We start from the raw sequence: 26585 nt of genomic DNA on the forward strand, positions 1-26585 counted from the left end.
TTAGGATGACACTTTGTTTCCCAGGAATGCAGGCCCATGCTTCGTCTCAGCGCGCTGTACCGTTACCCCTTGAAGTCCGGCAAGGCCGAACCCTTGCAGCACGTCGGCCTGGATAAACTCGGGCTGGACGGGGATCGACGCTGGATGCTGGTGGACGAAGCCAGCGGCCGATTCCTCACCCAGCGGGCAGTGGCGAAGATGAGCCAGTTGTCGGCGTTGTGGAACAGCGCCGGTGGCCTGACCTTGAATTCACCCGGCTTTGCCGCGCTGGACGTGGCGCTGCCGGGCAGCGATGCCGAGTTGCGCGGCGTCACTATCTGGCGCGACACCCTGCGCGTGCCGGATGCCGGCGATGCGGCGGCGGCCTGGGTCAGTGACTTTATCGGCAAGCCCACACGGTTGGTGCAGGTGCCGCTGGCACGCGCACGTACCACTGAAGCGGGTTATGGCAAGGACGACGATCAGGTCGGTTTTGCCGATGGTTTCCCGCTGCTGCTGATCGGCCAGGCCTCGTTGGACGACTTGTCCCAGCGCATCGGCCGCCCGATGGAGATGTTGCGTTTCCGTCCCAATCTAGTGATTGAAGGCAGCGAGGCCTTCGCCGAAGACGGTTGGAAACGCCTGCGTATCGGCGATGTGGAGTTTCGCGTGGTCAAGTCGTGCTCGCGCTGCATCCTCACCACCATCGACCCGGCCAGCGGCGAGCGCAACGACGACCGCGAACCGCTGGCGACTCTCAAGACCTACCGTGAGCGGGACGGTAACGTCCTGTTCGGCCAGAACCTGGTTAACGATGGCAGCGGTGAACTAGCCGTCGGCATGCCCGTGACGATCCTGGAATAAAAAATGCCCGTCTCCTGCGAGACGGGCATTTTTTTTGCGCTGTAACCCTTAGCCGCGGTATTCGCACAGGTAAGCGGTGTCTACGGCGACCTTCAGCTGGAACTTGCTGTTGGCCGGCACATTGAACTGGCTGCCGGCGGCGAAGGTTTCCCAGTCATTGGCGTCTGGCAGCTTCACGGACAGGGCGCCGGACACCACGTGCATGATTTCACGCTGGGCGGTGCCGAATTCGTATTCACCCGGGGCCATCACGCCGATGGTCGCAGGGCCCTCTGCGGTGCCGAAAGCGATCGACTTGACGGTGCCGTCGAAGTACTCGTTGACTTTGAACATGGGTGAATCCTCGGAAAAGGGTCTGTAAAGGTCGGCCAGTATGCCCAAGGCCAGGGGAGCTGCCTAGACCGGCAAAATCAACGGCAGCAGGCGTGCGGTATTGCGCGCGTCTTCCAGTGCCCGATGTTGCTGGCCATGGAACTGCATCCCCGCCAATTGCAGCGCGCCGTTGAGCCCCAGGGGCTTGTCCAGCCGGCGGGCCTTGGCAAAACGCTGCTTGAGGTTCACATGCGCGGTCTGCGCGAGCGCGCTGGTCAGGCCATGGCGTTGCCATTCAAGTTCAAGCTGCGCGCGGTCGTAGTCGCCCCAGCTGGCCCAGCCTTCCAGGCGCGCTTGATGCTGGCCCAGCCAACGCTCGAACAACGGCCACACCTCGGTGATCGGCGCCGCCGCGTCGATGTTGGCCTGGGTGATATGCGTGAGTTGGCGACAGAACGGCGTCAGCAGGGGCCGGCGCAGCGGCCGCACGAAGCGCTGGAAGTGATCCAGCTCGCGGCCCTGGCGGTTCACCAGGCTGGCGCCGATCTCGATGACTTCCATCTCCGTCACGGGCCAGCCGCCTTCATCCGTTGTGGCTTCAAGGTCAATAATCAGCCAATGGGGCATGGTGCAGGTTCCCGTACTCGTCCTTTCCTGATGGGGATAGAGCGTAGCTGGGCCGTGTAGTTCCGCCTAGGGGGTTATTCGATCTCCAGCAAAACCTGGCGATTGCGCACTTGATCACCTGCGACGACCTGCACACCCTTGATCACACCGTCGATGCCGGCCGTCAGCGGATGCTCCATTTTCATGGCTTCGAGCACCAGCAGCAGTTGGCCTTTGCTGACGCGTTCACCGGCGCTCACGCGGATATCGACAATCGCGCCGTCCATAGGCGCCTTGACGACGCCGGTGCTGGCGTCGGCCTGGCGGCTGGCGACCTGTTGGGTGTGGTTGATGATCTTCACGCCCGGCAGCCAGAGTTGAGTGTCGTCCAGGTGATAGGGCAGGCGCCGGCGAACGCCGTTGATCACCAGCGTGGCCCAGCGGCCGTCGGTGGTCAGGTCGTGGATCTCGATGCCGTTGGCTTGCAGGTGGTTGCCCTCCAGTACACTGACGTCAAGGTCCCGCACCTCTTCGTTCACCGTCAGGCGATAGCGCCAGGGCGCATTGTTGCGCCATCCCGACAAGCCTTGGCGGTGGGCGCTGGCACTGTGTTGGTAAAACAGCGCGGCGGCCAGGGCAAGCTGCTCATCTGTCGCGGCGTGACGCGGAATGTGATTGAAGTGCTCGGCGATAAACCCGGTGCTGAACTCGCCCGCGATAAAGTCCGCGTGCCTGAGCAGGTCCACCAGCAAAGCCTGGTTGGTGGTGATGCCCAGCAACACCGTGTCTTGCACTGCGCGCAGCAATTTGCGCCGGGCCTCTTCGCGGGTGGCGCCATGGGCGATGATTTTGCCCAGCATGGCGTCATAGAACGGGCTGATGCGCTGGCCTTCCAGCACGCCGTGGTCGATGCGTACGCCGCCAGCCGGTTCCCAGCGCAGCACATCGCCGGTTTGCGGCAAAAAGCCCTGGGCCGGATCTTCGGCGTACAGGCGCACCTCCATGGCGTGGCCGGTCAGGGTCACGTCGGCCTGTTGCAACGGCAGCGCGTCGCCGGCGGCGATGTTCAGTTGCAACTCAACCAGGTCCAACCCCGTGATCAGTTCGGTGACCGGGTGCTCCACTTGCAGGCGGGTGTTCATTTCCAGGAAGTAGAAGTGGCCGTTGCGGTCGAGCAGGAACTCCACCGTGCCTGCACCGACGTAATTGACCGCACGCCCGGCCTTCAGCGCCGCTTCGCCCATGGCTTGGCGCAGCGCGGGCGTCATCACCGGGCAGGGCGCTTCTTCGATGACTTTCTGGTGGCGGCGCTGGATCGAACAGTCGCGTTCGCCCAGGTAGATGAGGTGGCCGTGGCTGTCGCCGAACAGTTGGATTTCAACGTGGCGCGGGTCGATCAGGGCTTGTTCGAGGATCAGTTCGTCGCTGCCAAACGCGTTGAGGGCTTCGGAGCGTGCGGTGCGCAGTTGGTCGAGCAGTTGGCTGCTGCCGTGGACCAGGCGCATGCCACGCCCGCCACCGCCGGCACTGGCTTTGATCATCAACGGGTAGCCGATGCGCTCAGCCTCTTGCTGCAAGGTCGCGTCATCCTGGGCAGTGCCTTGGTAACCGGCGATGCACGGCACACCCGCGTCGAGCATGGCGAGTTTGGACTGGCGTTTGCTGCCCATCAGCTCGATGGCGGCCACGCTGGGGCCGATGAAGGTGAGGCCGGCGTCCAGGCAGGCTTGGGCGAAGGCGGCGTTTTCGGAGAGGAAACCGTAGCCGGGGTGGATGGCGTCGGCGCCTGTGCGTCTGGCGGCGTCGAGAATGGCCGCAATGTTGAGGTACGACTGGTTGACGGGTGCGGGGCCGACAGGGACGGCTTCGTCGGCCATTTGCACGTGCAGGGCCTGGGCGTCGGCGTCGCTGTAGATGGCGACGGTTCTGTAACCCAGGGCCTGGGCGGTGCGCTGGATGCGGCAGGCGATTTCGCCGCGGTTGGCGATCAGGATTTTGGTGAATGCAGGCATGGGGTTATCCCTTGGATGATGGGGTGTTCGTGCTGGCCTCTTCGGGAGCAAGCCCCCTCCCACATTTGAAGGGGTTCACACATCAAAATGTGGGAGCGGGCTTGCTCGCGAAAGCGTCATTTGCACCACCCAGGCTTACGCTTCTGTACAAAAGCCTGCGTCCCCTCAATCCCTTCCTCACTGCTCACCGCCTCGGCAAACCACTGCGCGGCCTGATCCAACAGCGGGCCGACCGGCTGTTCCACACTGGCGAGCAACAGCGCTTTAGTCCGCGCATTCGCCCCCGGCGCACAGCGCAACACCTGCCCCAGCACTTCATCCAGCCGCTCTGCCAAGGCTTGTGCATCGCGCTCGACGTAATGCACCACGCCCAATCGCTGCGCCTCAACCCCATCAAACCGCGCCGCCGTCAGCGCCAGCCGCCGCGACTGGGTCAAGCCAATGCGCTTGACCACAAACGGCGCAATCTGCGCCGGCAACAAGCCCAGGCTGGTCTCCGGCAGGCCGAACTGCGCCTGGTGGTCGGCAATCGCGATATCACTCACGCACGCCAGCCCAAACCCGCCGCCCAGCACGGCGCCTTGCAGCACCACGATCACCACTTGCGGCACGGCTTCGACGGCTTGCAGCAGGGTGCCGAAGGCGCGGTTCAGCGCCTGCAACTGCCCGCCCGCCATGACCATGTCTTTCACATCCGCCCCGGCACAGAAGTGCCCGCCGGCGCCGCTGATCACCACGGCGCGCACCTGGCTGTCCAATTGTGCCAAGACCGCCTGCAGTTCGTTGACCATCTCCAGGCTCATCGCATTACGGCTGGCGGGGCGGTTAAGGGTGATGTGCAGCACGCCGTTGTGTGGTTCGAGCAGCAGGGTGTTCATGATTTTTTCCCGGGCAGGGTGCCCATCAATTTGCAGATGATGCCCAGCATGATTTCGTCGGCGCCGCCGCCAATCGACACCAGCCGCACATCACGGTAGGCGCGGGCCACCGGGTTGTCCCACATAAAGCCCATGCCGCCCCAGTATTGCAGGCAGCTGTCGCTGACTTCACGGCCCAGGCGCCCGGCCTTGAGTTTGGCCATGGAGGCCAGGCGGGTCACATCCTGGCCTTTGATGTATTGCTCGGTGGCCTGGTAGACCAGCGCGCGCAGGCATTCAATTTCGGTGGATAACTCGGCCAGGCGAAAGTGGATGACCTGGTTGTCGATCAGCGCCTTGCCGAAGGTCTGGCGCTCTTTGCAGTATTCGATGGTGCTGTCGATGCAGTGCTCCAGGCCCTTGATCATATTGGCCGCGCCGAACAGGCGTTCTTCCTGGAACTGCAGCATTTGCATCATGAACCCCGCACCTTCGTGGCCGATGCGGTTGCGTTGCGGCACGCGCACACCGTCGAAAAACACCTGGGCGGTCTCGGAGCTGTGCATGCCGAGCTTTTCCAGCGGCGTGCTGACGCTGATGCCTGGGGTGGTCATCGGCACCATGATCAGTGATTTGTTGATATGCGGCTTGTCGTCGGAGGTGTTGGCCAGCAGGCAAATAAAGTCGGCGCTGGGCGAGTTGGTGATCCACATTTTGCTGCCGTTGATCACGTAGTCGTCGCCGTCCTTGCGCGCGTGGGTTTTAAGCCCCGCCACGTCGGAGCCGGCGCCGGTTTCCGAGACGCCGATGCAGCCCACCTGCTCGCCGCTGATGGCCGGGCGCAGGAACTCATCGCGCAGCTCATCGGAGCCGAAGCGGGCGAGGGCGGGCGTGCACATGTCGGTCTGCACGCCGATGGACATGGGGATGCCGCCGCAGTGAATGGTGCCGAACTCTTCAGCGGCCACGATTGAGTAGCTGTAGTCCAGGCCCATGCCGCCAAATCGTTCCGGCTTGGAAATGCCCAGCAGGCCGAGGTCGCCGGCCTTGCGGAAGATCTCGTGAATGGGGAAGCGCCCGGCTTTTTCCCACTCGTTCACATGCGGGTTGATCTCGCGGTCGACGAAGGCACGCACGGTGCGGCGCAGTTCCTGGTGTTCCTGGGTGAAGATCATGGTTGTTCTCCTTGTTGGGACGCGGAGCGTCCTTGGCTGCATTACCACGCGGAGCGTGGGAACGATCAGCGCGCTACACCAAAACTGTTGGGCTGCAGTTGGCGCACCTCGGCCTCGTGGCAGATGTCCAGCAAGAACCCCACTAGCGTGCGGGTATCGCGCGGATCAATCAGCCCGTCGTCCCACAGGTTGGCGCTGCCATACAGCGCGGTGGACTGGCTGTCGAGCTTCTGCGCGGTGACCTGTTCGAGCATGTCCAGCATCTTGGGGTCGGGCACCAAACCGTCTTTCAATTGCTTGGCCTCAGTCACGATGCGCAGCACCTTGCCCGCCTGCGCGCCGCCCATCACCGCCGTGCGGCTGTTGGGCCAGGCGAAGATAAACCGTGGGTCCAGGCCACGGCCGCACATCGCATAGTTGCCTGCACCATAAGAGCCGCCGACCACTACCGTGAGTTTAGGCACCCGCGCATTGGCCACCGCCTGGATCATCTTCGCGCCGTGCTTGATCACGCCTTGTTGCTCCGACTCGGTGCCGACCATAAAGCCGGTGGTGTTGTGCAGGAACAACAGCGGCGTGCGGCTCTGGTCGCACAGTTGGATAAATTGCGCCGCCTTGCTCGCGCCCTTGGGCGTAATGGGGCCGTTGTTGCCGATCACACCGACGGCGCGGCCCTGGATATGCAAGTGGCCGCAGACGGTATGGGCATCGAATTCGCCTTTGAATTCGAGGAAGTGTGAGCCGTCGGCCAGGCGTGCGAGGATTTCGCGCACGTCGTAGGGTTTTTTCGGGTCGTCGGGGATCAGTCCCAGCAACTCGTCAATCGGATACAGCGGCTCCTTGTAAGCCCGTTGTGGAACAGGCGGCAGACGATCATCCCAAGGCAGCAGGCTGACGATTTCGCGCACGATGCGCACGCCGTCGGCATCGTTTTCCGCCAGGTATTCGGCCGTACCGGCGGTTTGCGCGTGCATCTCGGCGCCGCCCAATTCTTCGTCGGTCGCGACTTCGCCGGTGGCGGCCTTGAGCAGCGGCGGCCCGGCCAGAAACAGCTTGGCCTTGCCGCGCACCACCACCACGTAATCCGACAGCCCCGGCTGATACGCCCCGCCAGCGGTAGCCGAGCCGTGCACCACGGTGATCTGCGGCAAGCCCATGGCCGACATGCGCGCCTGGTTGGCGAAGCTGCGCGCGCCTTCGACGAAAATCTCCGCCGCGTAGTTGAGGTTGGCACCGCCGCTTTCGGCCAGGGTCACCACCGGCAGTTTGTTTTCCATGGCGATCTGTTGCAGGCGCAGGGATTTTTTCAGGCCGGACGGCGAAATGGTGCCGCCCTTGATCGCGCTGTTGTTGGCTACCACCAGCATGCGCACGCCGCTGACGTAGCCGATACCGGCAATCAGGCCGCCACCGGCGGCGCTGCCGTCTTTGTCGTCGTGGAGTTTGTAGCCGGCCAGGCTGGCCAATTCCAGAAACGGCGCGCCGGGGTCCAGCAGCAGGTTGAGGCGCTCGCGGGGCAACAGTTGGCCGCGTTTGTCGAACTTGGGCTTGGCTTCCTGGGCTTTGGCGAGCAGGTTGTGCTCCAGCTGGCGTAACTGCTGGATGCTTGCGAGCATGGCTTCGCGGTTTTGCGCGAACTGTGGGCTGTGGGCGTCGATCAGGCTTTCAATCACCGGCATGGTTTAGGGCTCCGTCTTCAGCACATCGGGCAAATACGCACGGTGGAAACCATTGAACGCCTCGCTCGGCGGCTGCGCTTTGTGCAGCGGCCAGGCGCGGCTGCCCAGGCTGGCGGCGCCGTCGATGCGCAAGGTGCTGCCGCTGATAAAGGCGGCGGCGGGGCTGAGCAAAAACACGATGGCCGCGCTGACTTCCGATTCGGTGCCGATGCGTTTGAGCGGCACGTGTTCGCGCAAGGTGGGGATCACCGCCTTGAACGCGCCTTCGTAGGTGTCCATGCCGCTGGATGCTATCCAGCCCGGCGCAACGGCGTTGACGCGCACCCCGGCGTAACCCCATTCGAAGGCGGCGGTCTTGGTGAAGTTGTCCATGCCTGAACGTGCTGCGCCCGAGTGGCCCATGCCGGGCATGCCGCCCCACATGTCGGCGAGCATGTTGACGATGGCGCCGCCGTGCTTGCTCATCGACTGGTTGAACACTTCCCGCGCCATCAGGAAACCGCCGACCAGGTTGGTGCGCAGCACGGTTTCAAAGCCTTTTTGATTGATCGACGCCAGTGGCGACGGGTATTGGCCGCCGGCGTTGTTGACCAACCCATGGATCGGCCCGTGCTCGCGGAGGATCTGCGTGACCAGCGCTTTCACCGCTTCTTCATCGCGAATGTCGCAGGCTTGCCAGTGCGCGGTGCCGCCGTCTTCGGCGATTTCGGCCGCGACGTTTTGCAGCTTTTGCGGCTTGCGCCCCACCAGTATCACGCTGGCGCCAAGGGCCGCCAGTTCATGGGCGGTGCAGCGGCCAATGCCGCTGCCGCCGCCGGTGACTATCACGGTTTGCCCCTGGAACAGGTCGGCTTTGAAGATCGAGTCGAAGGCCACGGCGACGGTCCTTTAGGAGAGTTGATCGGCTAGGTGTTGCGGCACGGCGATGGGAATTTCCAGCAACTGCTGGGCGAAGGCCTTGCCTTGCGGGTCGATGCGCAGGCTGGCGATGCCGCCGCCGCCCAACGCGTTTTCCAGCAGAAAATTCAAGCTGTGGCTGCCGGGCAAGTACCAGCGCTCGACACGGCCGTGAAGTGGGTCGAGCACATGGCTCATCCAGTCGACGATCACCTCCGGCGTGAGTGCTTCGGCGATCCATGGCAGGTAGTCGGGGTGGCGGGCGATCACGCCGATGTTGCTGTGGTTGCCCTTGTCGCCGGAGCGCGCCACGGCCAGTTTCACCAGGGGCACACTGGCGTCGGCGCGGCCTTCGGGCTTGGGCGGATCGATCGGTGCGGCGGGTGTGCGCATGGGCGCTGATGAAGGCAACGCAACGGCGTGACGCTCGCCTTGGAAGTCGACCAGCGGCGTACAGGATGACTTGTCGATCAGGAATGAAAACAGCCGGATCAGCGGGTACACCGTCGGCCGCCCGCCGACGATGCCGGTCAAGCCGGGCGCCATGGCGGTCGCCGCCTGAGCGATCTCGCGCGCGAACAGCACCAAGGCCTGCTTGCTCGGGTGGCGTACCGCCAATTTCACCACCACCTCGCGGCAATCCTGGCGCTGGGTGTGGGCGCCGTAGGTGGCTTCGCTGCCAAGCAGTTCGATATTGACCTCAGTGTAAGGCGCCCAACCGCGTTGGCTGAACAGCTCCGAGGTTTTGTTGATGATCGCCTGGCCGACCCGTTCCGCCTTGGCCACCGCGTCGATCCCGGCGATCAGGCAACTGGCGGTGCAGCGGAAACCGTCGGGGTAAGTGGCGCTGACCTTGTACTGGTCGGTGGGCGGCAAACCCTTGGCGCCGTGCAGGCGCACGCAATTTTTGCCTTGCTGCTGCAGGTTGACCTGGCTGAAATCGCAGATTACATCGGGCAGTAAATACGCGCGCGGGTCGCCGATTTCATACAGCAACTGTTCGGCCACGCTGAGTTCGCTGATCAGCCCGCCGGTGCCGGCGACTTTATTCACGCTGAATTGGCCGTCGGCGCTGACCTCGACGATGGGAAAACCGATGTGCTCGTAGTCCGGTACATCACGCCAATCGGTGAAGTTACCGCCGCAGCACTGCGCGCCACATTCGATGATATGCCCGGCGAGCGCGGCTTGAGCGAGGCGGTCGTAGTCCTGCCACGACCAGTTGAATTCATGCACCAACGCGGCGCTGACCACGGCGCTGTCGACCACGCGCCCGGTAATCACAATATCGGCGCCCAGCGCCAGTGCCTGGGCAATGCCGGGTGCGCCGAGGTAGGCATTGGCCGAGACGCACACTGGCGGCAGGGGCGCGCCGTTGAACATATCGGTGATGTTGTGCAGTTGCTTGAGTTGAGGTTGCAGGTCATCGCCCAGCAGCACCGCGATTTTCAGCGGCACATCGGCCTTGTCGCAGGCCGCTTGCAGGGCGGCGGCGCAGGCGTGGGGGTGGATGCCGCCGGCGTTGCTGATCACGCGGATGCCCTGGCGCTGGATATCGCCGAGCAACGGCGTGAGCACCTCGACAAAGTCCGTGGCGTAACCGGCCTGGGGATCTTTCATCCGCGCACCGGCAAGAATCGACATCGTGACTTCCGCCAGGTAGTCGAACACCAGGTAATCCAGGGCGCCGCCGTGCACCAGTTGGGCGGCAGCCGTGCAGGTGTCGCCCCAGAAGGCGCTGGCGCAGCCGATACGAACCGTTTTGCTCATGAGAAATCCCTCCTCCGATGGCTGGCATCGAGACTACCAAGCAAGCGCTTGGTTTGTAAACCGTTGACATAAGTTTTGCCCAAGCGCTTGCTTGGCTGACGGCCACGGCCTAAATTGCCGCCCAAGACGTCAGTAGAGATGAAGGAGAGCAGCATGGATGAGCACAAAGCCCTGCGGGTGATGCGCACCATGGTCGACGGCGGCCAGTTGACCGACCCCGACAGTGCCCGGGGCAAGTTGCTGCAAACCGCGGCTCACCTGTTTCGCAACAAGGGTTTCGAGCGCACCACCGTGCGTGACCTGGCCAGTGCCGTGGGCATTCAGTCCGGCAGTATCTTTCATCACTTCAAGAGCAAGGACGAGATCCTGCGTGCCGTGATGGAGGAAACCATCCACTACAACACCGCGATGATGCGTGCTTCACTTGAAGAGGCCAGCAACGTGCGCGAACGTGTGCTGGCGCTGATCCGCTGCGAGTTGCAGTCGATCATGGGCGGCAGTGGCGAGGCCATGGCGGTGTTGGTTTATGAATGGCGTTCGCTGTCGGCCGAGGGCCAGGCCCAGGTGCTGGCGCTGCGCGATGTGTATGAGGACATCTGGCTGCAAGTGCTGGGCGAGGCCAAGGCGGCGGGTTACATCCGCGGGGATGTGTTTATCACTCGGCGCTTCCTGACCGGCGCCTTGTCCTGGACCACCACCTGGTTTCGCGCCGAAGGCAGCCTGACCCTCGAGCAGTTGGCCGAGCAGGCGCTGTTGATGGTGCTTAAAGCCGATTGAGGTGCAAGCTATTAATTTGCCGACGGAAAGTTGTCTCACCTGACAAAAACGCCTAGCTTATTGCCATCAGAGTGTTAAACGGTGTGTGCCTCAATGTTTTCGCCATGGCGGCTGGCTGCAGGACTGACTATATGGGCACTGGGCACCGCGTGGTGGCTGCCGGTGTCGGCCGCGCAATGGGTCAGGATCGGCGCCGCACACTTCCCGCCCTACACCGTTCGGCCCGAGCAGGGCGCCGACACCGGTTTATTGCCGCAATTGATAGAAGCCCTGAACGCTGCGCAAACCGACTACCGGTTTGTGCTGGTGCCTACCTCGATTCCACGGCGCTTTCGTGATTTCGAGCAAGGCCGGGTCGACATGGCCATCTTCGAAAACCCCGACTGGGGTTGGCAGGGTATTCCCCACACCAGTGTCGACATGGGCCTGGAAGATGCAGAAATTTTCGTCGCCCAACGTAAACCCGGCCGCGACCAAGGCTATTTCACCGACCTTGCCGGTAAGCGCCTGGCGGTGTTCAGCGGTTATCACTACGCCTTTGCCGGTTTCAACCCCGACCCCAGGAACATGGCCGAACACTTCAACGCCACGTTGACCTACTCCCATGACAGCAACCTGCTGATGGTGGCGCGCGGGCGTGCCGATATTGCGCTGGTCACGCGTTCGTACCTGAGCGATTTCATGGTGCGTAACGCGGACATGGCCGGGCAGTTCCTGGTCTCGGAGCGGATTGACCAGGTGTATCACCACTACGCGCTGGTACGCCCCAAAGCGCCGATCACAGGGCCTGCGTTCGCTGAGCTGCTCAAACACCTGCGTGACAGCGGGGAGCTGTTGAAGATCTTCGAGCCGTATCGCATTGATGTGATGCCGGTGCCCTGATTATCTGGGTTGAGCACGCTTGGTGTGGCGAGCAGGCTTTTTGTGGCGAGCAGGCTTGCCCTGCGTTGGGCTGCGAAGCGGCCCTAAAACCAGACACTCGGTACTAATTGGAAGAACGCGGTGGCCTTATTGAGGCCGCTTCGCGCCCAACGCAGGGCAAGCCTGCTCGCCACATATCCCTACAGCTTCACACCCTGCGCGCAAACGTATCGCTATGGCTGCCCGACACCTTGCGGCAATGCACCAGCGCATCACGAATCATGAAGTTGACCAGGGTTGGGGACACGCCCAACTCCTTGGCGATGTCCTTTTGCGGCACGCCATGCAAACGGTACATCTCGAACGCATAGCGGGTGCGCTGGGGTAGCTCCGTCAGGGCGTCGGCGATGTTTTCCAGGGTATTGAAGTTGATATGCGAGGTTTCCGGTGAAGCGCCGTGAATAACCACATTCAAGCCTTCCTCTTCCGTCCCCGAATACTTGAGCTCCAGGGCCTGCTTGCGGTAGTGATCGATGGCCAGGTTGCGCACGATCTGGAACAGATAACTCAATTGCGCCTTGAACGACGAGGTGATGGTCGGCGCTGATTGCAGCCGAAAGTAGGCGTCCTGCACGACGTCTTCGGCACGTGAGCGGCAGCCGGTAATCCGGGCGGCGATCTTCACCAAAATAAGTCGATTGTCGACGAATGCCTGCAAAAGGGGTGAGTCGCACCTGCCTGTGGATACTTGTTCCGTCATGGAAATCACCTTGTTGCGAAAGAGTTGGGGGAGGGCGTCCTGGCTGAGGCCTCCTACACATCGGGCAACAAATTATGTTGAATGATAATGATTGTCAAATGAGAAGACGAACTAATCTTATGCTTTCCTGTTGAGTGTGAACCACGTCTCGCTCGCCCCCGGCGACTAATTATTTGCCGGGGCCGTCCGTTCTTCTGGGTGACAGGTCCGTTAGCAAACGGCCAGGGATCAGCACCCGCAGGAGGGCGAAATGGGTTTTTATCGTGCAGGCAGCGTGTTTCAGTCTGGAGACCTCAACCCATGAGCGTTTCCACGCGATTGCGCCTGTTCTGCCTGCCCTACTCGGGTGCCAGCGCGATGGTCTATGTGCGCTGGCGCCGGGCGCTGCCTGACTGGTTGCAGGTGTGCCCGCTGGAGCTGCCGGGTCGCGGCATGCGCATGGATGAGCCGTTGCAGCGCGATATCAAAACCTTGGCGGCGCAGCTTGCCGACGAGATCGGTCGTGACCTGGGTAGCCCTTATGCACTGTTCGGCCATAGCCTGGGCGGTCTGCTGGCATTTGAACTGGCGCATGCCCTGAAGGCACGCAATCTGCCCGCGCCGCTGGCGTTATTTGCCTCCGGTACCGCCGGCCCGGCGCGCCGCGATGTCAGCGAATACGCGATTGAAAAGACCGATGAACAACTGATCGCCCGCCTGCGCGAGCTGCAGGGCACCGCCGAAGAGGCCCTGGCAAATCCGGAATTGATGCAGTTGATGCTGCCGATTCTGCGCGCCGACTTCCTGTTGTGCGGCAGCTTCACCTATGGCGAGCGCGCGCCGCTGGGCATGCCGATCCACGTATTTGGCGGCAAGCAGGACAGCGTACGCGCCGACCAGTTGCTCGACTGGCAGCTCGATGCCGCCAGCGGCTTTTCCCTCGACATGTTCGACGGTCACCACTTCTTCCTCGTGCAGCACGAAAGCGCGGTGCTGCGCTGCCTGCGCCGCTATGCCGACGAGCACCTGGCCCGCTGGCGCAATGATGCGGCGCGCCAACTGGCTGCCGTTTAGCACGGCCCCAATTCCCGATTTTCCCGTAAGCCGATTTCAGGCAGGAACCCCATGATGGACGCCTTCGAACTTCCCCGCACCCTGGTCCAGTCCCTTCAACACCGCGCCGCGCAGACCCCGGACCAGGTGGCCCTGCGCTTCCTGGCCGAATCCGCCGCAGACAGCGTTGTGCTCAGTTACCGCGACCTCGACCAGCGCGCCCGCACCATCGCCGCCGCCTTGCAGGCCAATGCGGCATTGGGCGACCGTGCGGTGCTGTTGTTTCCCAGCGGCCCGGATTACGTCGCGGCGTTCTTTGGTTGCCTGTACGCCGGGGTTATCGCGGTGCCGGCCTATCCGCCGGAGTCCACCAAGCGCCATCATCAGGAGCGCCTGCTGTCGATCATCAGCGATGCCGAGCCGCGCTTGCTGCTGACCATCGCCAGCCTCGCCGACGGCCTGGCGCAGATCGAAAACGCGCCGCCGGTGTTGAGCGTCGATACGCTCGAAAACGCCGGCAGTTGGGTCGAACCCGAACTGCAAGCGCACGACATCGCCTTTCTGCAATACACCTCCGGCTCCACCGCACTGCCTAAAGGCGTGCAAGTCAGCCACGGCAACCTGGTGGCCAATGAAGTGCTGATCCGTCGCGGCTTCGGCATTGATCTGCACCCGGATGATGTGATCGTCAGCTGGCTGCCGCTGTACCACGACATGGGCCTGATCGGCGGCTTGCTGCAACCGATCTTCAGTGGCGTGCCCTGTGTGTTGATGTCGCCGGCGTACTTCCTCGGCCGGCCATTGCGCTGGCTGGAAGCGATCAGCGAATACGGCGGCACCATCAGCGGCGGGCCGGATTTCGCCTATCGGCTGTGCAGTGAGCGGGTCAGTGAAACCGCGCTGGAACGTCTGGATTTGAGCAAGTGGCGCGTGGCCTATTCGGGTTCTGAGCCGATCCGCCTCGACACCCTGGAACGCTTCGCCGAAAAGTTCGCGGTCTGTGGTTTCACCCCGAACAGTTTCTTCGCCTCCTACGGGCTGGCCGAGGCGACCTTGTTCGTTGCCGGTGGCTCCCGTGGTCAAGGCATCCCCGCGTTGCGTGTGGATGAGCAGGCGCTGGCCGCCAACCGTGCCGAACCGGGGCAGGGCAGCGCGATCATGAGTTGCGGCACCAGCCAGCCGGAGCATGCGGTGCTGATCGTCGATCCGCACACCCTCACCGAACTGCCCGACAACCGTGTCGGCGAACTCTGGGCCGCCGGCCCCAGCATCGCCCACGGCTACTGGCGCAACCCCGAGGCCAGCGCCAAGACCTTTGTACAACACGCCGGCCGCACCTGGCTGCGCACCGGCGACCTGGGCTTTATCCGCGACGGCGAGGTGTACATCACCGGCCGCCTCAAAGACCTGCTGATCGTGCGCGGTCACAACCTGTATCCCCAAGACATCGAGCAGACCGTCGAGCGCGAAGTCGAAGTGGTGCGCAAGGGCCGTGTCGCCGCCTTTGCCGTGCAGGACCAGGGCCTGGAAGGCATCGGCATCGCCGCAGAAATCAGCCGCAGCGTGCAGAAAATTCTGCCGCCCGACGCCTTGATCAAGGCGATTCGCCAAGCGGTGGCCGAGGCGTATCAAGAAGCCCCGAGCGTGGTGGTACTGCTCAACCCCGGCGCCTTGCCCAAAACCTCCAGCGGCAAGGTGCAGCGTTCGGCCTGCGCGCTGCGTCATGCCGATGGCAGCCTCGACAGCTACGCGCAGTTCCCGAATCTGCAAGCCCAGGCCAGTCAATCGCTGCTTGAATCCGAGCTGCAAAAGCAGATTGCAGCGATCTGGTGCGAGCAGTTGCAGGTCGCAACGGCCGCGGCCAATGACCATTTCTTCCTGCTTGGCGGTAATTCCATCACTGCCACCCAAGTGGTCGCGCGCCTGCGTGAAACCCTGGGCCTGGAGCTGAACCTGCGCCTGCTGTTCGAAGCGCCGACGCTCTCGGCGTTCGCCGCCAAGGTGGCGCAGCTGCAGCAGGACGGCGGCATTGCTCAAGGCGCGATCCAGGCCTTGTCACGCCAGGATGACCTGCCGCAATCCCTGGCACAGAACCGCCTGTGGATCACCTGGCAACTGGACCCCCACAGCAGCGCCTACACCATCCCCGGCGCCCTGCGGTTGCGCGGCGAGCTGGACGAGGATGCGGTGCGTGCGAGCTTCCAGCAATTGATCCAGCGCCACGAAGCCCTGCGCACGCGCTTCTATGAGCGCGATGGCCAAGCCTTCCAGCGCGTCGAGGCCAGCACGGGTTTCGAGCTGCAAGTGATCGACCTCAGCGACCTGCCAACCACCGAACGCGAAGCCCGCGCGCAGCAGATCCGCGAGGACGAGGCGCGCACCCTGTTCGACCTGGAAAAAGGCCCGTTGCTGTGGGTAACGCTGGTGCGCCTGGACGATGAAGATCACCAACTGTTGGTGACCCTGCATCACATCATCGCCGACGGTTGGTCGCTCAACATTCTGATCGACGAATTCTCGCGCCTCTACGCCGCCGCGATCCAGGGCCAAAGCCTGAAGCTGCCGCCTCTGGCCCTGCAATACGCCGACTACGGCAGCTGGCAACGCCAATGGCTGGCCGAAGGCGAAGGCCAGCGGCAATTGGCGTATTGGCAGGCGCAGTTGGGTGAGGAGCACCCGGCCCTGAGCCTGGCCACCGACCATCCACGCTCTGCGCTGCACACCCACAGTGCCTCGCGCCATAGCGTGCGCTTGAACGCAGCGCTCAGCGAAGCGATTCGCCAGGTGGCTCAAGCCCATGAGTCCACCCCGTTCATGGTGTTGCTGGCGGCGTTCCAGAGCCTGCTCTACCGCTACAGCGGCCAGCGCGATATCCGTATCGGCGTGCCCAACGCCAACCGCCCGCGCCAGGAAACCCAAGGCCTGATCGGCTTCTTCATCAACACCTTGGTGCTGCGCGCCGAACTGGACGGGCGCCTGCCATTCAATCAGCTGTTGGCTGCCACGCGCCAGGCTGCACTGGGCGCCCAGGCCCACCAGGACCTGCCCTTCGAACAGCTGCTGGAAGCCTTCCCCCAGGCCCGCGAACAAGGCCTGTTCCAGGTCATGTTCAACCACCAGCAGCGCGACTTGAGCGCCTTGCGCCGCTTGCCGGGGATGCTTGCCGAAGAGCTGCCATGGCATAGCCGCGAAGCCAAGTTCGACCTGCAACTGCACTCTGAAGAAGACCGCAACGGGCGCCTGAGCCTGGCGTTCGACTACGCCGATGAGCTGTTCGACAGCGCGACCGTCCAGCGCCTGGCCGAGCACTTCATCAGCCTGCTGCAAGCAGTGTGCGAGCAGCCCGAGCAAGCCATCGGCGACCTCAAACTGATGCACACAGACGAGCAGCAACCATGGAGCGAAGCTCCGTGTGCCCCGGCTCAGCAGTGGTTACCCGAACTGCTCGGCCAACAGACTTCGGACAGCACCGCGCTGGTCTGGCAAGACGGCAGCCTGACCTTCGCCCAATTGCACACTCAGGCCAACCGCCTGGCCCACTACCTGCGTGACAAAGGCGTCGGCCCGGATGTGTGCGTGGCCATCGCCGCCGAGCGTTCGCCGCAACTGCTGATTGGCCTGTTGGCAATCATCAAGGCCGGTGGCGCCTATGTGCCCCTCGACCCGGATTACCCCGCCGAGCGTCTGGCCTACATGCTCAAGGACAGCGGCGTGCACCTGCTGCTGACTCAAACCGCACTGCTTGAACTGCTGCCGGCCACCGAAGGCGTGTGCGTGATCGCCATGGACAGCCTGCATCTGGACAGCTGGCCGACCCACGCGCCTGGCCTGCATTTGAATGGCGACAACCTCGCTTACGTTATCTACACCTCCGGCTCCACCGGCCAGCCCAAAGGCGTGGGCAATACCCATGCGGCGCTGGCCGAACGCTTGCAGTGGATGCAGGCCACCTATCAACTGAACGACACCGATGTGCTGATGCAAAAGGCGCCGATCAGCTTTGACGTGTCGGTGTGGGAGTGCTTCTGGCCGCTGATCACCGGCTGCCGCCTGGTGCTGGCCGGCCCTGGCGAACATCGCGACCCGCACCGCATTGCGCAGCTGGTACAGGAACATGGCGTGACCACGCTGCACTTTGTGCCGCCGCTGTTGCAGCTGTTTATCGACGAGCCACTGGTGGCTGAGTGCACCAGCCTGCGGCGTCTGTTCTCCGGCGGTGAAGCCTTGCCTGCCGAGCTGCGTAACCGCGTGCTGGCGCAGTTGCCGGCGGTGCAACTGCACAACCGTTATGGCCCGACCGAAACCGCGATTAACGTGACCCATTGGCATTGCCAGTTTACGGATGGCGAGCGCTCGCCTATCGGCCGGCCGCTGGGCAATGTGATCTGCCGCGTGTTGGATGAGCAACTCAACCCGTTGCCGGCCGGTGTGCCGGGCGAACTGTGCATCGGCGGCATCGGCCTGGCGCGCGGTTACCTGGGCCGCGCTGGGCTGACCGCCGAGCGTTTTGTCGCCGACCCGTTGGGCGAACCCGGCACACGCCTGTATCGCACCGGCGACCGCGTGCGTTGGAGCGCCGATGGCGTGCTCGAGTACCTGGGCCGCCTCGATCAACAAGTCAAATTGCGTGGCTTTCGTGTAGAACCCGAAGAAATCGAAGCCCGGATGCTGGCGCTGGACGGCATCGCACAAGCCGTAGTGCTGGTGCGTGATGCACAACTGATCGGCTACTACACCGCGCTTGCGCAGCTTACCGAGCAAGCGGTGAAAACCGCCCTGGCCGCCGAGTTGCCGGAGTACATGGTGCCCGCATTACTGATGCGCCTGGACGCCATGCCCCTGAGCCCCAGCGGCAAACTCGACCGCCGGGCCTTGCCCGAACCGGTGTGGCAAACCCGTGAACACATCGAGCCTGCAACGCCGCTGCAACAACAAATCGCCGCGATCTGGCGCGAAGTGCTGGGCTTGCCACGTATCGGCCTGGGCGACGACTTTTTCGCCCTCGGTGGCCATTCGTTGCTGGCCACGCAAATCATCTCGCGCACCCGTCAGGCCTGTGACGTCGAATTGCCGTTGCGCACCTTGTTCGAAGCCAGCGAGCTGGGCACATTTGCCGAGCAGGTCGGCTTGATCCAGGCCTCTGACCAACGCAATCAGCAAACCGCTATTGCCAGGGTCGACCGCAGCGCGCCGGTGCCGTTGTCCTATTCCCAACAACGCATGTGGTTCCTCTGGCAGATGGAACCCGACAGCCCGGCCTACAACGTCGGCGGCATGGCGCGCCTGCGTGGCGTGCTGGATGTGGGGCGTTTTGAGGCCGCGTTGCAAGCCTTGATCATGCGCCACGAAACCCTGCGCACCACCTTTCCGAGCGTCGATGGCGTGGCGTACCAAAAGGTCGCGGCGCAAACCGGCCTGCGCATGGACTGGCAGGATTTCTCCGCGCTCACCGACGCTGAGCGTCAGCAGCGCCTGCAGGATTTCGCCGATCAACAAGCCCACACGCCGTTCAACCTGGAAACCGGGCCGCTGTTGCGCGCCTGCGTGGTCAAGGCCGGCGAGCAGGAGCACTACTTCGTGCTGACCCTGCACCATATCGTCACCGAAGGCTGGGCCATGGACATCTTTGCCCGAGAACTGGGCGCGCTGTACGAGGCGTTTATCGACGAACGCGATTCGCCGCTGGCGCCGCTGGCGGTGCAATACCTCGACTACAGCGTGTGGCAGCGCCAGTGGCTGGAGGCTGGCGAGCGCCAACGCCAACTGGACTACTGGACCGCACAGCTGGGTCACGAGCATCCTTTGCTGGAACTGCCCGCCGACCGCCCACGCCCGCCGGTGCAAAGCCACCGGGGCGAGCTGTACCGCTTCGATCTCAGCGACGACTTGGCCGCTCGCGTGCGCGCCTTTAACGCCGAACGTGGCCTGACGCTGTTCATGACCATGACCGCCACCCTGGCGGTGTTGCTCTACCGCTACAGCGGCCAGACCGACCTGCGCATCGGCGCGCCGGTGGCCAACCGCATTCGCCCGGAAAGCGAAGGTCTGATCGGCGCGTTCCTCAACACCCAGGTGCTGCGTTGCCAGCTCGATGGGCAGATGAATGTGGCCGAGTTGTTCGAGCAAGTGCGCCATACCGTGATCGAAGGCCAGTCGCACCAGGACCTGCCATTCGATCATCTGGTGGAAGCCCTGCAGCCACCGCGCAGCGCGGCGTATAACCCGCTGTTCCAGGTGATGTGCAACGTGCAGCGCTGGGAATTCCAGCAGAGCCGCCAACTGGCGGGCATGACGGTTGAGTACCTGGTCAACGATGCGCGGGCGACCAAGTTCGACCTCAACCTGGAAGTCACCGACCTCGACCATCGCCTGGGTTGCTGCCTGACCTACAGCACCGACCTGTTCGACGAGCCGCGCATTGCGCGGATGGCCGCACATTGGCAAAACCTGTTGGAAGCGTTGATCGCTAACCCGCAACAGCGACTGAGCGAGTTGCCCTTGCTGACCGCCACTGAGCAGCGCGCCTTGCAGAGCAGTCTGGGTATCGAGGCGGGTGAACACCGTCTGGATCAGTGCCTTCACCCGCTGTTCAGCCAACAAGCTTTGGCCCGGCCCGATGCACCGGCGTTGACCTTTGCCGGGGTGACGCTCAGCTATCGCGAACTGGACGAGCACGCCAACCGCCTGGCGTGGATGCTGCGCGAGCGCGGCGTTGGCCCGCAGGTGCGGGTCGGCCTGGCGCTGCCGCGCTCGCTGGAAATGGTCATCGGCCTGCTGGCGATCCTCAAGGCCGGCGGCGCTTATGTGCCGCTGGACCCGGAATACCCGCTCGACCGCCTGCACTACATGATCGAAGACAGCGGCCTCGGCCTGCTGCTCAGCGATGCGGCGATGTTCGAAGCCCTTGGCGAATTGCCGGCGACGGTCGCCTGCTGGTGCCTGGAAGATGACTTGCCGGTGTTGGCCAATTACCCTGCCGACGCGCTGCCGTTTATCAACTTGCCGCAACATCAGGCGTACCTGATCTACACCTCCGGCTCCACCGGCAAGCCGAAAGGCGTGGTGGTGTCCCACGGTGAAATCGCCATGCATTGCCAGGCCGTGATCGAGCGCTTTGGCATGCGCGCGGATGATTGCGAGCTGCACTTCTACTCCATCAACTTCGACGCCGCCACCGAGCGTTTGCTGGTGCCGCTGCTCAGCGGTGCGCAGGTGGTGTTGCGCGCCCAAGGCCAGTGGGATGCCGAAGAAATCTGCGCGCTGATCCGCGCCCATGGCATCACTATCCTCGGCTTTACCCCCAGCTACGGCAGCCAGTTGGCGCAATGGCTGGCGACCCAGCAACAGACTCTGCCGGTGCGCATGTGCATCACCGGCGGCGAGGCACTGACCGGCGAGCACTTGCAGCGGATTCGTGCGGCGTTCCAGCCCGAGCTATTTTTTAATGCCTATGGCCCGACCGAAACCGTGGTGATGCCGCTGGCCAGCCTGGCGCCGCAGGTGCTGGAAGAGGGCGCCGCCAGCGTGCCGATCGGCAGCATCATCGGTGCTCGCGTGGCTTACATTCTCGACGCCGACCTGGCGCTGGTGCCCCAAGGCGCGACCGGCGAGCTGTATGTCGGCGGCGCCGGTCTGGCCCAGGGTTATCACGAACGTGCGGGCATGACGGCCGAGCGGTTTGTCGCCGATCCGTTTGCTGCCGATGGCGGCCGTTTGTACCGCACCGGCGACCTGGTGCGCCAACGCGCCGACGGCCTGGTGGAGTACCTGGGCCGTGTCGACCATCAAGTGAAGATTCGCGGTTTCCGTATTGAACTGGGCGAAATTGAAACCCGGCTGCTGGAGCACGCAGCCGTGCGCGAAGCCGTGGTGCTGGCGCTGGATTCAGCCAGTGGTAAACAGCTGGCGGCCTACCTGGTCAGCGACGCCGACCCTGCTGCCTTGCGTGATGCACTCAAGGCGCACCTCAAGGCGCAGCTGCCGGACTACATGGTGCCCGCCCACCTGATCGTGCTCGACAGCATGCCGCTGACCGCCAATGGCAAACTCGACCGCCGCGCCTTGCCGCAGCCCGACCCTGAGGCCAATCGCCAAACCTACGTGGCGCCGCGCAATGAGCTGGAGCAAAGCCTGGCGGCCATTTGGTGCGCGGTGTTGAACGTGCAGCAAGTCGGCCTGGACGATAACTTCTTTGAGCTGGGCGGTGACTCGATCCTGTCGATCCAGGTGGTCAGCCGTGCGCGGCAGGCCGGGATTCATTTCAGCCCACGGGATTTGTTCCAGCACCAGACCGTGCAAACCCTGGCCGCTGTGGCCACGCGTACCGAACGGGTGACCGCCGAGCAAGGCCTGCTCACCGGCAGCTCGGGCCTGACGCCGATCCAGCACTGGTTCTTTGATACCGAGATCCCCAACCGTCAGCACTGGAACCAGGCATTGTTGCTCAAGCCCCTGCAATTGCTGGAGCCCCATCGCCTGGAGCAAGCGCTGCTGGCGGTGCTGGAACATCACGACGCCTTGCGCCTGAGCTTCTCCACGCGCGACGCACACTGGCATGCCGAGCACTTGGCCGTGCCCCAAGGCGGCGTGCTGATGCAGGCGCAAGTGCGCGACATGCAGGGTTGCACCGCGCTGTTCACTGACACTCAACGCAGCCTGAACCTTGAGCATGGCCCCCTGTTACGGGCTTTGCTGGTGGACGGCCCGCAAGGCCAGCAACGCCTGTTGATCGCGATTCATCACCTGGTGGTGGACGGCGTGTCGTGGCGCGTTCTGCTGGAGGACCTGCAAACGGTTTACCGTCAGTTGAGCGACGGCCAGTCCGTCAGCCTGCCGGCCAAAACCAGCGCATTGCGCGATTGGGCTGCGCGCTTGCGCGCTTATGCCGGCAGCGAATCCCTGCGTGAAGAGTTGAGCCTGTGGCAAGACCAACTGGCCGGTCCTGCGGTGGAACTGCCAGTGGCGCGGGCACAGGGTTCGCTGCGCAACCGCGAGGCTGAGACCGTCAGCGTGCGCCTGGGCGCCGAACACACCCGCCAGTTATTGCAACAGGCGCCGAGCGCGTATCGCACCCAAGTCAACGACCTGCTGCTGACCGCCTTGGCCCGCGTGCTGTGCCGCTGGACGGGGCACGCCTCGACCTTGATTCAACTGGAAGGCCATGGCCGTGAACCCCTGTTCGATGAGATCGACCTGACCCGCAGCGTCGGCTGGTTCACCAGCGCTTACCCGCTGCGCCTGACACCGCACGCCGGGCAGGGCGACTCGATCAAGGCCATCAAGGAACAACTGCGCGGCGTGCCGCATAAAGGCCTGGGGTATGGCGTGCTGCGCTACCTGGCGGACGACCAGTGCAAGCAGGCCATGGCCGCGCTGCCGACGGCGCAGGTCACCTTCAACTACCTCGGCCAGTTCGACCAGAGCTTCGGCGCCGATGCACTGTTCCACCCGCTGGATGAATCGGCGGGCCTGGCCCACGATCCGGATGCGCCGCTGCCCAATGAGCTGAGTGTCGACAGCCAGGTGTATGGCGGTGAGTTGCTGCTGCGCTGGACCTTCAGCCGTGAGCGCCATGACCCACAGACCATCCGTGAACTGGCGCAGGCGTACGTGAGCGAGCTGCAAAGCCTGATCGCGCATTGCCTCAACGACGAGGCGGGCGGCCTGACGCCGTCCGACTTCCCGCTGGCGCACCTGACTCAAGCACAGCTCGACAGCCTGCCGGTGCCGGCCAATGTCATCGAAGACGTTTACCCGCTGACGCCGATGCAGGAAGGCCTGCTGCTGCACACCTTGCTGGAACCGGGCACCGGCCTCTATTACATGCAGGACCGCTACCGCATCAACAGCGCTCTGGACCCCGAGCGTTTCGCCCAAGCCTGGCAGGCGGTGATCGCCCGGCATGAAGCCTTGCGTGCGTCGTTCTGCTGGAACGTCGGCGAGGACATGCTGCAAGTGATCCACAAGCCGGGCAGCACGCCGATTGACTACCTGGACTGGAGCAATGACCCCGAAGCCGAACAGGAGCCGCGTCTGCAAGCCTTGCTCAAGGCCGAGCGCGAGGCCGGGTTTGATCTGCTCAACCAGGCGCCGTTCCACCTGCGCCTGATCCGCGTCGGTGAAGCGCGCTACTGGTTCATGATGAGCAACCACCACATCCTCATCGATGCCTGGTGCCGCTCGTTGCTGATGAATGACTTCTTCGATATTTACATGGCCCTCGGCGAGGGTCGCGAGGCGCAGTTGGCCACGCCGCCGCGCTACCGCGATTACATCGCCTGGCTGCAACGCCAGAACCTGAATGAAGCACGCCAGTGGTGGCAGCAGAACCTGCAAGGCTTTGAGCGCACCACGCCGATCCCGAGCGACCGGCCGTTCCTGCGTGAACACGCCGGCCACAGCGGCGGCATGGTGGTGGGCGATTGCTACACCCGCCTGGATGCCCGCGACGGTGCGCAATTGCGCGAACTGGCCCAGGCCCATCAACTCACGGTCAACACCTTCGCCCAGGCGGCGTGGGCCTTGGTGCTGCGGCGATTGAGCGGTGAGCGAGACGTGTTGTTCGGCGTCACGGTGGCCGGGCGCCCAGTGGAAATGCCCGAGATGCAACGCACCGTCGGCCTGTTCATCAACAGCATCGCGCTGCGGGTGAAACTGCCGCAAGACGACCAGCCTTGCAGCGTGCGCCAGTGGCTGAGCGGCCTGCTCGACAGCAATATGCAACTGCGCGAATACGAGTACCTGCCGCTGGTGACCATTCAGGAACACAGCGAACTGCCCAAGGGCCAGCCGCTGTTCGACAGCCTGTTCGTGTTTGAAAACGCGCCGGTGGAAGTGTCGGTGCTGGACCGTGCGCAAAGCCTGAACGCCACCTCGGATTCCGGCCGCACCCACACCAACTTCCCGTTGACGGCCGTGTGTTATCCGGGCGATGACCTCGGCTTGCACCTGTCCTACGACCAGCGTTATTTCGATGCAACCACCGTGCAAGGCATGCTCGGCGAGTTCAAGCGTCTGTTGCTGGCGTTGGTGCAGGGCTTCCATGGTGATATGGCCGACCTGCCGCTGATCGGTGAGCAGGAGCGGGCGTTCCTGGTCGACGGTTGCAACCAGAGCGAGCATGACTACCCGCTGGCGCGCAGTTACATCGAGCTGTTCGAAGCGCAGGTGGCGCAGCATCCGCAGCGCATCGCCGCCAGTTGCCTCGACCAGCAATGGACCTACGATGAATTGAACCGCCGCAGCAACGGCCTGGGCTACGCGCTGATTGAGGCCGGTGTCGGGCTGGATCAGCCGGTGGCGCTGCTGGCCGAGCGTAACCTGGATTTGCTCGGCATGATCATCGGCAGCTTCAAGGCCGGTGCCGGTTACCTGCCGCTGGACCCTGGCCTGCCAAGCCAGCGTTTGAGCCGCATCATCGACCTGAGCCGCACGCCGTTGCTGGTGTGCACTGAAGCGTGCCGCGAGCAGGCGATTGAATTGCTGGACGGCACCGACTGCCAGCTGCTGGTCTGGGAAGAAGTGCCCGGCCGTGGGCAAAACCCGGGCATCTACAGCGCGCCGGATAACCTCGCCTATGTGATCTACACCTCCGGCTCCACGGGGTTGCCCAAAGGCGTGATGGTGGAACAGCGCGGCATGCTCAATAACCAGTTGAGCAAGGTGCCGTATCTGCAACTGACTGAGAAGGATGTGATCGCGCAGACCGCTTCGCAGAGCTTCGATATTTCCGTGTGGCAGTTCCTCGCCGCGCCGCTGTTTGGCGCGCGGGTGGATATTGTGCCGAACAGCATCGCCCATGATCCGCAGGGTTTGCTGGCGCATGTGCAGGCGCAGGGCATCACCGTGCTGGAGAGTGTGCCGTCGCTGATCCAGGGCATGCTCGCTCAAGAACGCATGAGCCTGGATGGCTTGCGCTGGATGCTGCCGACGGGTGAAGCCATGCCGCCGGAGCTGGCGCACCAGTGGTTGCTGCGTTACCCCGAGATCGGCTTGGTCAACGCTTATGGCCCGGCGGAGTGCTCGGATGACGTGGCGTTCTTCCGCGTTGACCTGGCGTCGACCCGTGGCACGTACCTGCCGATTGGCACGCCAACCGACAACAACCGTTTGTACCTGCTCGACGGTGCGCTGGAGTTGGTGCCGCAAGGGGCTGTGGGCGAGTTGTGTGTGGCAGGCACGGGCGTAGGGCGTGGTTATGTCAGCGACCCGTTGCGCACCGCCCAGGTGTTTGTGCCGAACCCGTTTGGCGCGCCGGGCGAGCGCTTGTACCGCACCGGCGACCTGGCGCGTCGGCGCAATGATGGTGTGCTGGAGTATGTCGGGCGTATCGACCATCAGGTGAAGATTCGTGGTTACCGCATCGAACTGGGTGAAATCGAAGCGCGCCTGCATGAACAGCCAGAAGTGCGGGATGCGGCAGTCGGCGTGCAGGAAGGCGTCAACGGCAAGCATTTGGTGGGTTACCTGGTGGCGGCCGATGAAGCCTTGAACCCAGGTGAGCGCATGGACCGTATCAAGCAGCGCCTGCGCGCGCAATTGCCGGAATACATGGTGCCGCTGCACTGGCTATGGCTCGACCGCTTGCCGCTGAACGCCAATGGCAAGCTGGACCGCAAGGCTCTGCCGGCCCTGGAGATTGGCCAACTGCACAGCCAGCACTACCTGGCGCCGCGCAACGAACTGGAAGCGACCTTGGCGGCGATCTGGGCCGAGGTGCTGAAGGTTGAACGGGTAGGCGTGCAGGACAACTTCTTCGAGTTGGGCGGGCATTCATTGCTGGCCACGCAGATTGCTTCGCGGGTGCAGAAAACCCTGCAACGGGATGTGCCGCTGCGGGCAATGTTCGAGTGCAGCACGGTGGCGGAGTTGGCCGAGTACATCAACGGCCTCGCGGCCAATGAGATCAGTGCGGAGAAGGTCGATCGGTTGAGTGATTTGATGGCGGAGTTGGAAGGTTTGTAACTGATCGTTCCCACGCAGAGCGTGGGGAACGATCTGATGGG

14 protein-coding genes are annotated in these 26585 nt (G+C 63.5%); 5 read left to right on the forward strand and 9 right to left on the reverse strand.

The window, feature by feature from the left end; translation table 11 throughout:
- The first annotated feature begins 36 nt into the window (after nt 1-36).
- Nucleotides 37-843, forward strand: a complete 807-nt coding sequence (locus tag BLV67_RS14390; protein ID WP_069788100.1) for an MOSC domain-containing protein — start codon at nt 37-39, stop codon at nt 841-843.
- A gap of 48 nt (nt 844-891) precedes the next feature.
- Here BLV67_RS14390 and ppnP read toward each other — a convergent pair whose 3' ends face one another.
- The 8 genes from ppnP to BLV67_RS14430 all read right to left on the reverse strand — a co-directional run bounded on the left by ppnP (nt 892) and on the right by BLV67_RS14430 (nt 10151).
- On the reverse strand, nt 892-1176 hold the full coding sequence (gene ppnP, locus BLV67_RS14395; protein ID WP_027603886.1) for a pyrimidine/purine nucleoside phosphorylase: 285 nt from the start codon (nt 1174-1176) through the stop codon (nt 892-894).
- A 63-nt stretch (nt 1177-1239) separates the two neighbouring features.
- Entirely contained in the window at nt 1240-1782 is a 543-nt protein-coding gene (locus BLV67_RS14400) for a 3'-5' exonuclease (RefSeq protein WP_017134973.1), read from the reverse strand.
- A gap of 74 nt (nt 1783-1856) precedes the next feature.
- Nucleotides 1857-3773: an acetyl/propionyl/methylcrotonyl-CoA carboxylase subunit alpha gene (locus tag BLV67_RS14405; RefSeq protein WP_069788101.1), complete on the reverse strand. Its 1917-nt coding sequence runs from the start codon at nt 3771-3773 to the stop codon at nt 1857-1859.
- A gap of 116 nt (nt 3774-3889) precedes the next feature.
- Nucleotides 3890-4651, reverse strand: coding sequence for an enoyl-CoA hydratase/isomerase family protein (locus tag BLV67_RS14410; protein ID WP_065911527.1), 762 nt, complete (start codon nt 4649-4651; stop codon nt 3890-3892).
- The gene (gene atuD, locus BLV67_RS14415; RefSeq protein ID WP_069788102.1) at nt 4648-5805 is read right to left on the reverse strand and encodes a citronellyl-CoA dehydrogenase; all 1158 of its coding nucleotides are present in this window, start codon (nt 5803-5805) and stop codon (nt 4648-4650) included. The genes BLV67_RS14410 and atuD overlap by 4 nt, the downstream gene beginning before the upstream one ends.
- Before the next feature lie 65 nt (nt 5806-5870).
- Nucleotides 5871-7484: a geranyl-CoA carboxylase subunit beta gene (gene atuC / locus BLV67_RS14420; protein WP_069788103.1), complete on the reverse strand. Its 1614-nt coding sequence runs from the start codon at nt 7482-7484 to the stop codon at nt 5871-5873.
- A gap of 3 nt (nt 7485-7487) precedes the next feature.
- Entirely contained in the window at nt 7488-8360 is an 873-nt protein-coding gene (locus BLV67_RS14425; protein ID WP_065911520.1) for an SDR family oxidoreductase, read from the reverse strand.
- Nucleotides 8361-8372: 12 nt separating this feature from the next.
- Nucleotides 8373-10151, reverse strand: coding sequence for an acyclic terpene utilization AtuA family protein (locus tag BLV67_RS14430; protein ID WP_069788104.1), 1779 nt, complete (start codon nt 10149-10151; stop codon nt 8373-8375).
- 153 nt (nt 10152-10304) lie between these two features.
- Here BLV67_RS14430 and BLV67_RS14435 point away from each other — a divergent pair, with 153 nt between their 5' ends.
- Together BLV67_RS14435 and BLV67_RS14440 are read left to right on the forward strand one after the other, a co-directional pair.
- The gene (locus tag BLV67_RS14435) at nt 10305-10928 is read left to right on the forward strand and encodes a TetR/AcrR family transcriptional regulator (protein ID WP_065911516.1); all 624 of its coding nucleotides are present in this window, start codon (nt 10305-10307) and stop codon (nt 10926-10928) included.
- Nucleotides 10929-11021: 93 nt separating this feature from the next.
- Nucleotides 11022-11810 carry a substrate-binding periplasmic protein gene (locus BLV67_RS14440; protein ID WP_065911514.1) on the forward strand — a complete coding sequence of 263 codons (789 nt, stop codon included), beginning with the start codon at nt 11022-11024 and terminating at the stop codon, nt 11808-11810.
- 187 nt (nt 11811-11997) lie between these two features.
- Here BLV67_RS14440 and BLV67_RS14445 read toward each other — a convergent pair whose 3' ends face one another.
- Entirely contained in the window at nt 11998-12549 is a 552-nt protein-coding gene (locus BLV67_RS14445; RefSeq protein ID WP_005789991.1) for an RNA polymerase factor sigma-70, read from the reverse strand.
- Nucleotides 12550-12849: 300 nt separating this feature from the next.
- Here BLV67_RS14445 and BLV67_RS14450 point away from each other — a divergent pair, with 300 nt between their 5' ends.
- Together BLV67_RS14450 and BLV67_RS14455 are read left to right on the forward strand one after the other, a co-directional pair.
- Nucleotides 12850-13602: a thioesterase II family protein gene (locus tag BLV67_RS14450; RefSeq protein ID WP_065911512.1), complete on the forward strand. Its 753-nt coding sequence runs from the start codon at nt 12850-12852 to the stop codon at nt 13600-13602.
- A gap of 51 nt (nt 13603-13653) precedes the next feature.
- Nucleotides 13654-26544: a non-ribosomal peptide synthetase gene (locus BLV67_RS14455; RefSeq protein WP_069788105.1), complete on the forward strand. Its 12891-nt coding sequence runs from the start codon at nt 13654-13656 to the stop codon at nt 26542-26544.
- Nucleotides 26545-26585 lie beyond the last annotated feature (41 nt).

Origin of the sequence: Pseudomonas salomonii (genome assembly GCF_900107155.1) — a bacterium.
Classification (GTDB): domain Bacteria; phylum Pseudomonadota; class Gammaproteobacteria; order Pseudomonadales; family Pseudomonadaceae; genus Aquipseudomonas; species Aquipseudomonas salomonii.

Bases quoted from the DNA above. Each gene is read 5' to 3' on its own strand.
- BLV67_RS14390 (WP_069788100.1), top strand. From the start codon at position 37: ATGCTTCGTCTCAGCGCGCTGTACCGTTACCCCTTGAAGTCCGGCAAG.
- ppnP (WP_027603886.1), bottom strand. From the start codon at position 1,176: ATGTTCAAAGTCAACGAGTACTTCGACGGCACCGTCAAGTCGATCGCT.
- BLV67_RS14400 (WP_017134973.1), bottom strand. From the start codon at position 1,782: ATGCCCCATTGGCTGATTATTGACCTTGAAGCCACAACGGATGAAGGC.
- BLV67_RS14405 (WP_069788101.1), bottom strand. From the start codon at position 3,773: ATGCCTGCATTCACCAAAATCCTGATCGCCAACCGCGGCGAAATCGCC.
- BLV67_RS14410 (WP_065911527.1), bottom strand. From the start codon at position 4,651: ATGAACACCCTGCTGCTCGAACCACACAACGGCGTGCTGCACATCACC.
- atuD (WP_069788102.1), bottom strand. From the start codon at position 5,805: ATGATCTTCACCCAGGAACACCAGGAACTGCGCCGCACCGTGCGTGCC.
- atuC (WP_069788103.1), bottom strand. From the start codon at position 7,484: ATGCCGGTGATTGAAAGCCTGATCGACGCCCACAGCCCACAGTTCGCG.
- BLV67_RS14430 (WP_069788104.1), bottom strand. From the start codon at position 10,151: ATGAGCAAAACGGTTCGTATCGGCTGCGCCAGCGCCTTCTGGGGCGAC.
- BLV67_RS14435 (WP_065911516.1), top strand. From the start codon at position 10,305: ATGGATGAGCACAAAGCCCTGCGGGTGATGCGCACCATGGTCGACGGC.
- BLV67_RS14440 (WP_065911514.1), top strand. From the start codon at position 11,022: ATGTTTTCGCCATGGCGGCTGGCTGCAGGACTGACTATATGGGCACTG.
- BLV67_RS14445 (WP_005789991.1), bottom strand. From the start codon at position 12,549: ATGACGGAACAAGTATCCACAGGCAGGTGCGACTCACCCCTTTTGCAG.
- BLV67_RS14450 (WP_065911512.1), top strand. From the start codon at position 12,850: ATGAGCGTTTCCACGCGATTGCGCCTGTTCTGCCTGCCCTACTCGGGT.
- BLV67_RS14455 (WP_069788105.1), top strand. From the start codon at position 13,654: ATGATGGACGCCTTCGAACTTCCCCGCACCCTGGTCCAGTCCCTTCAA.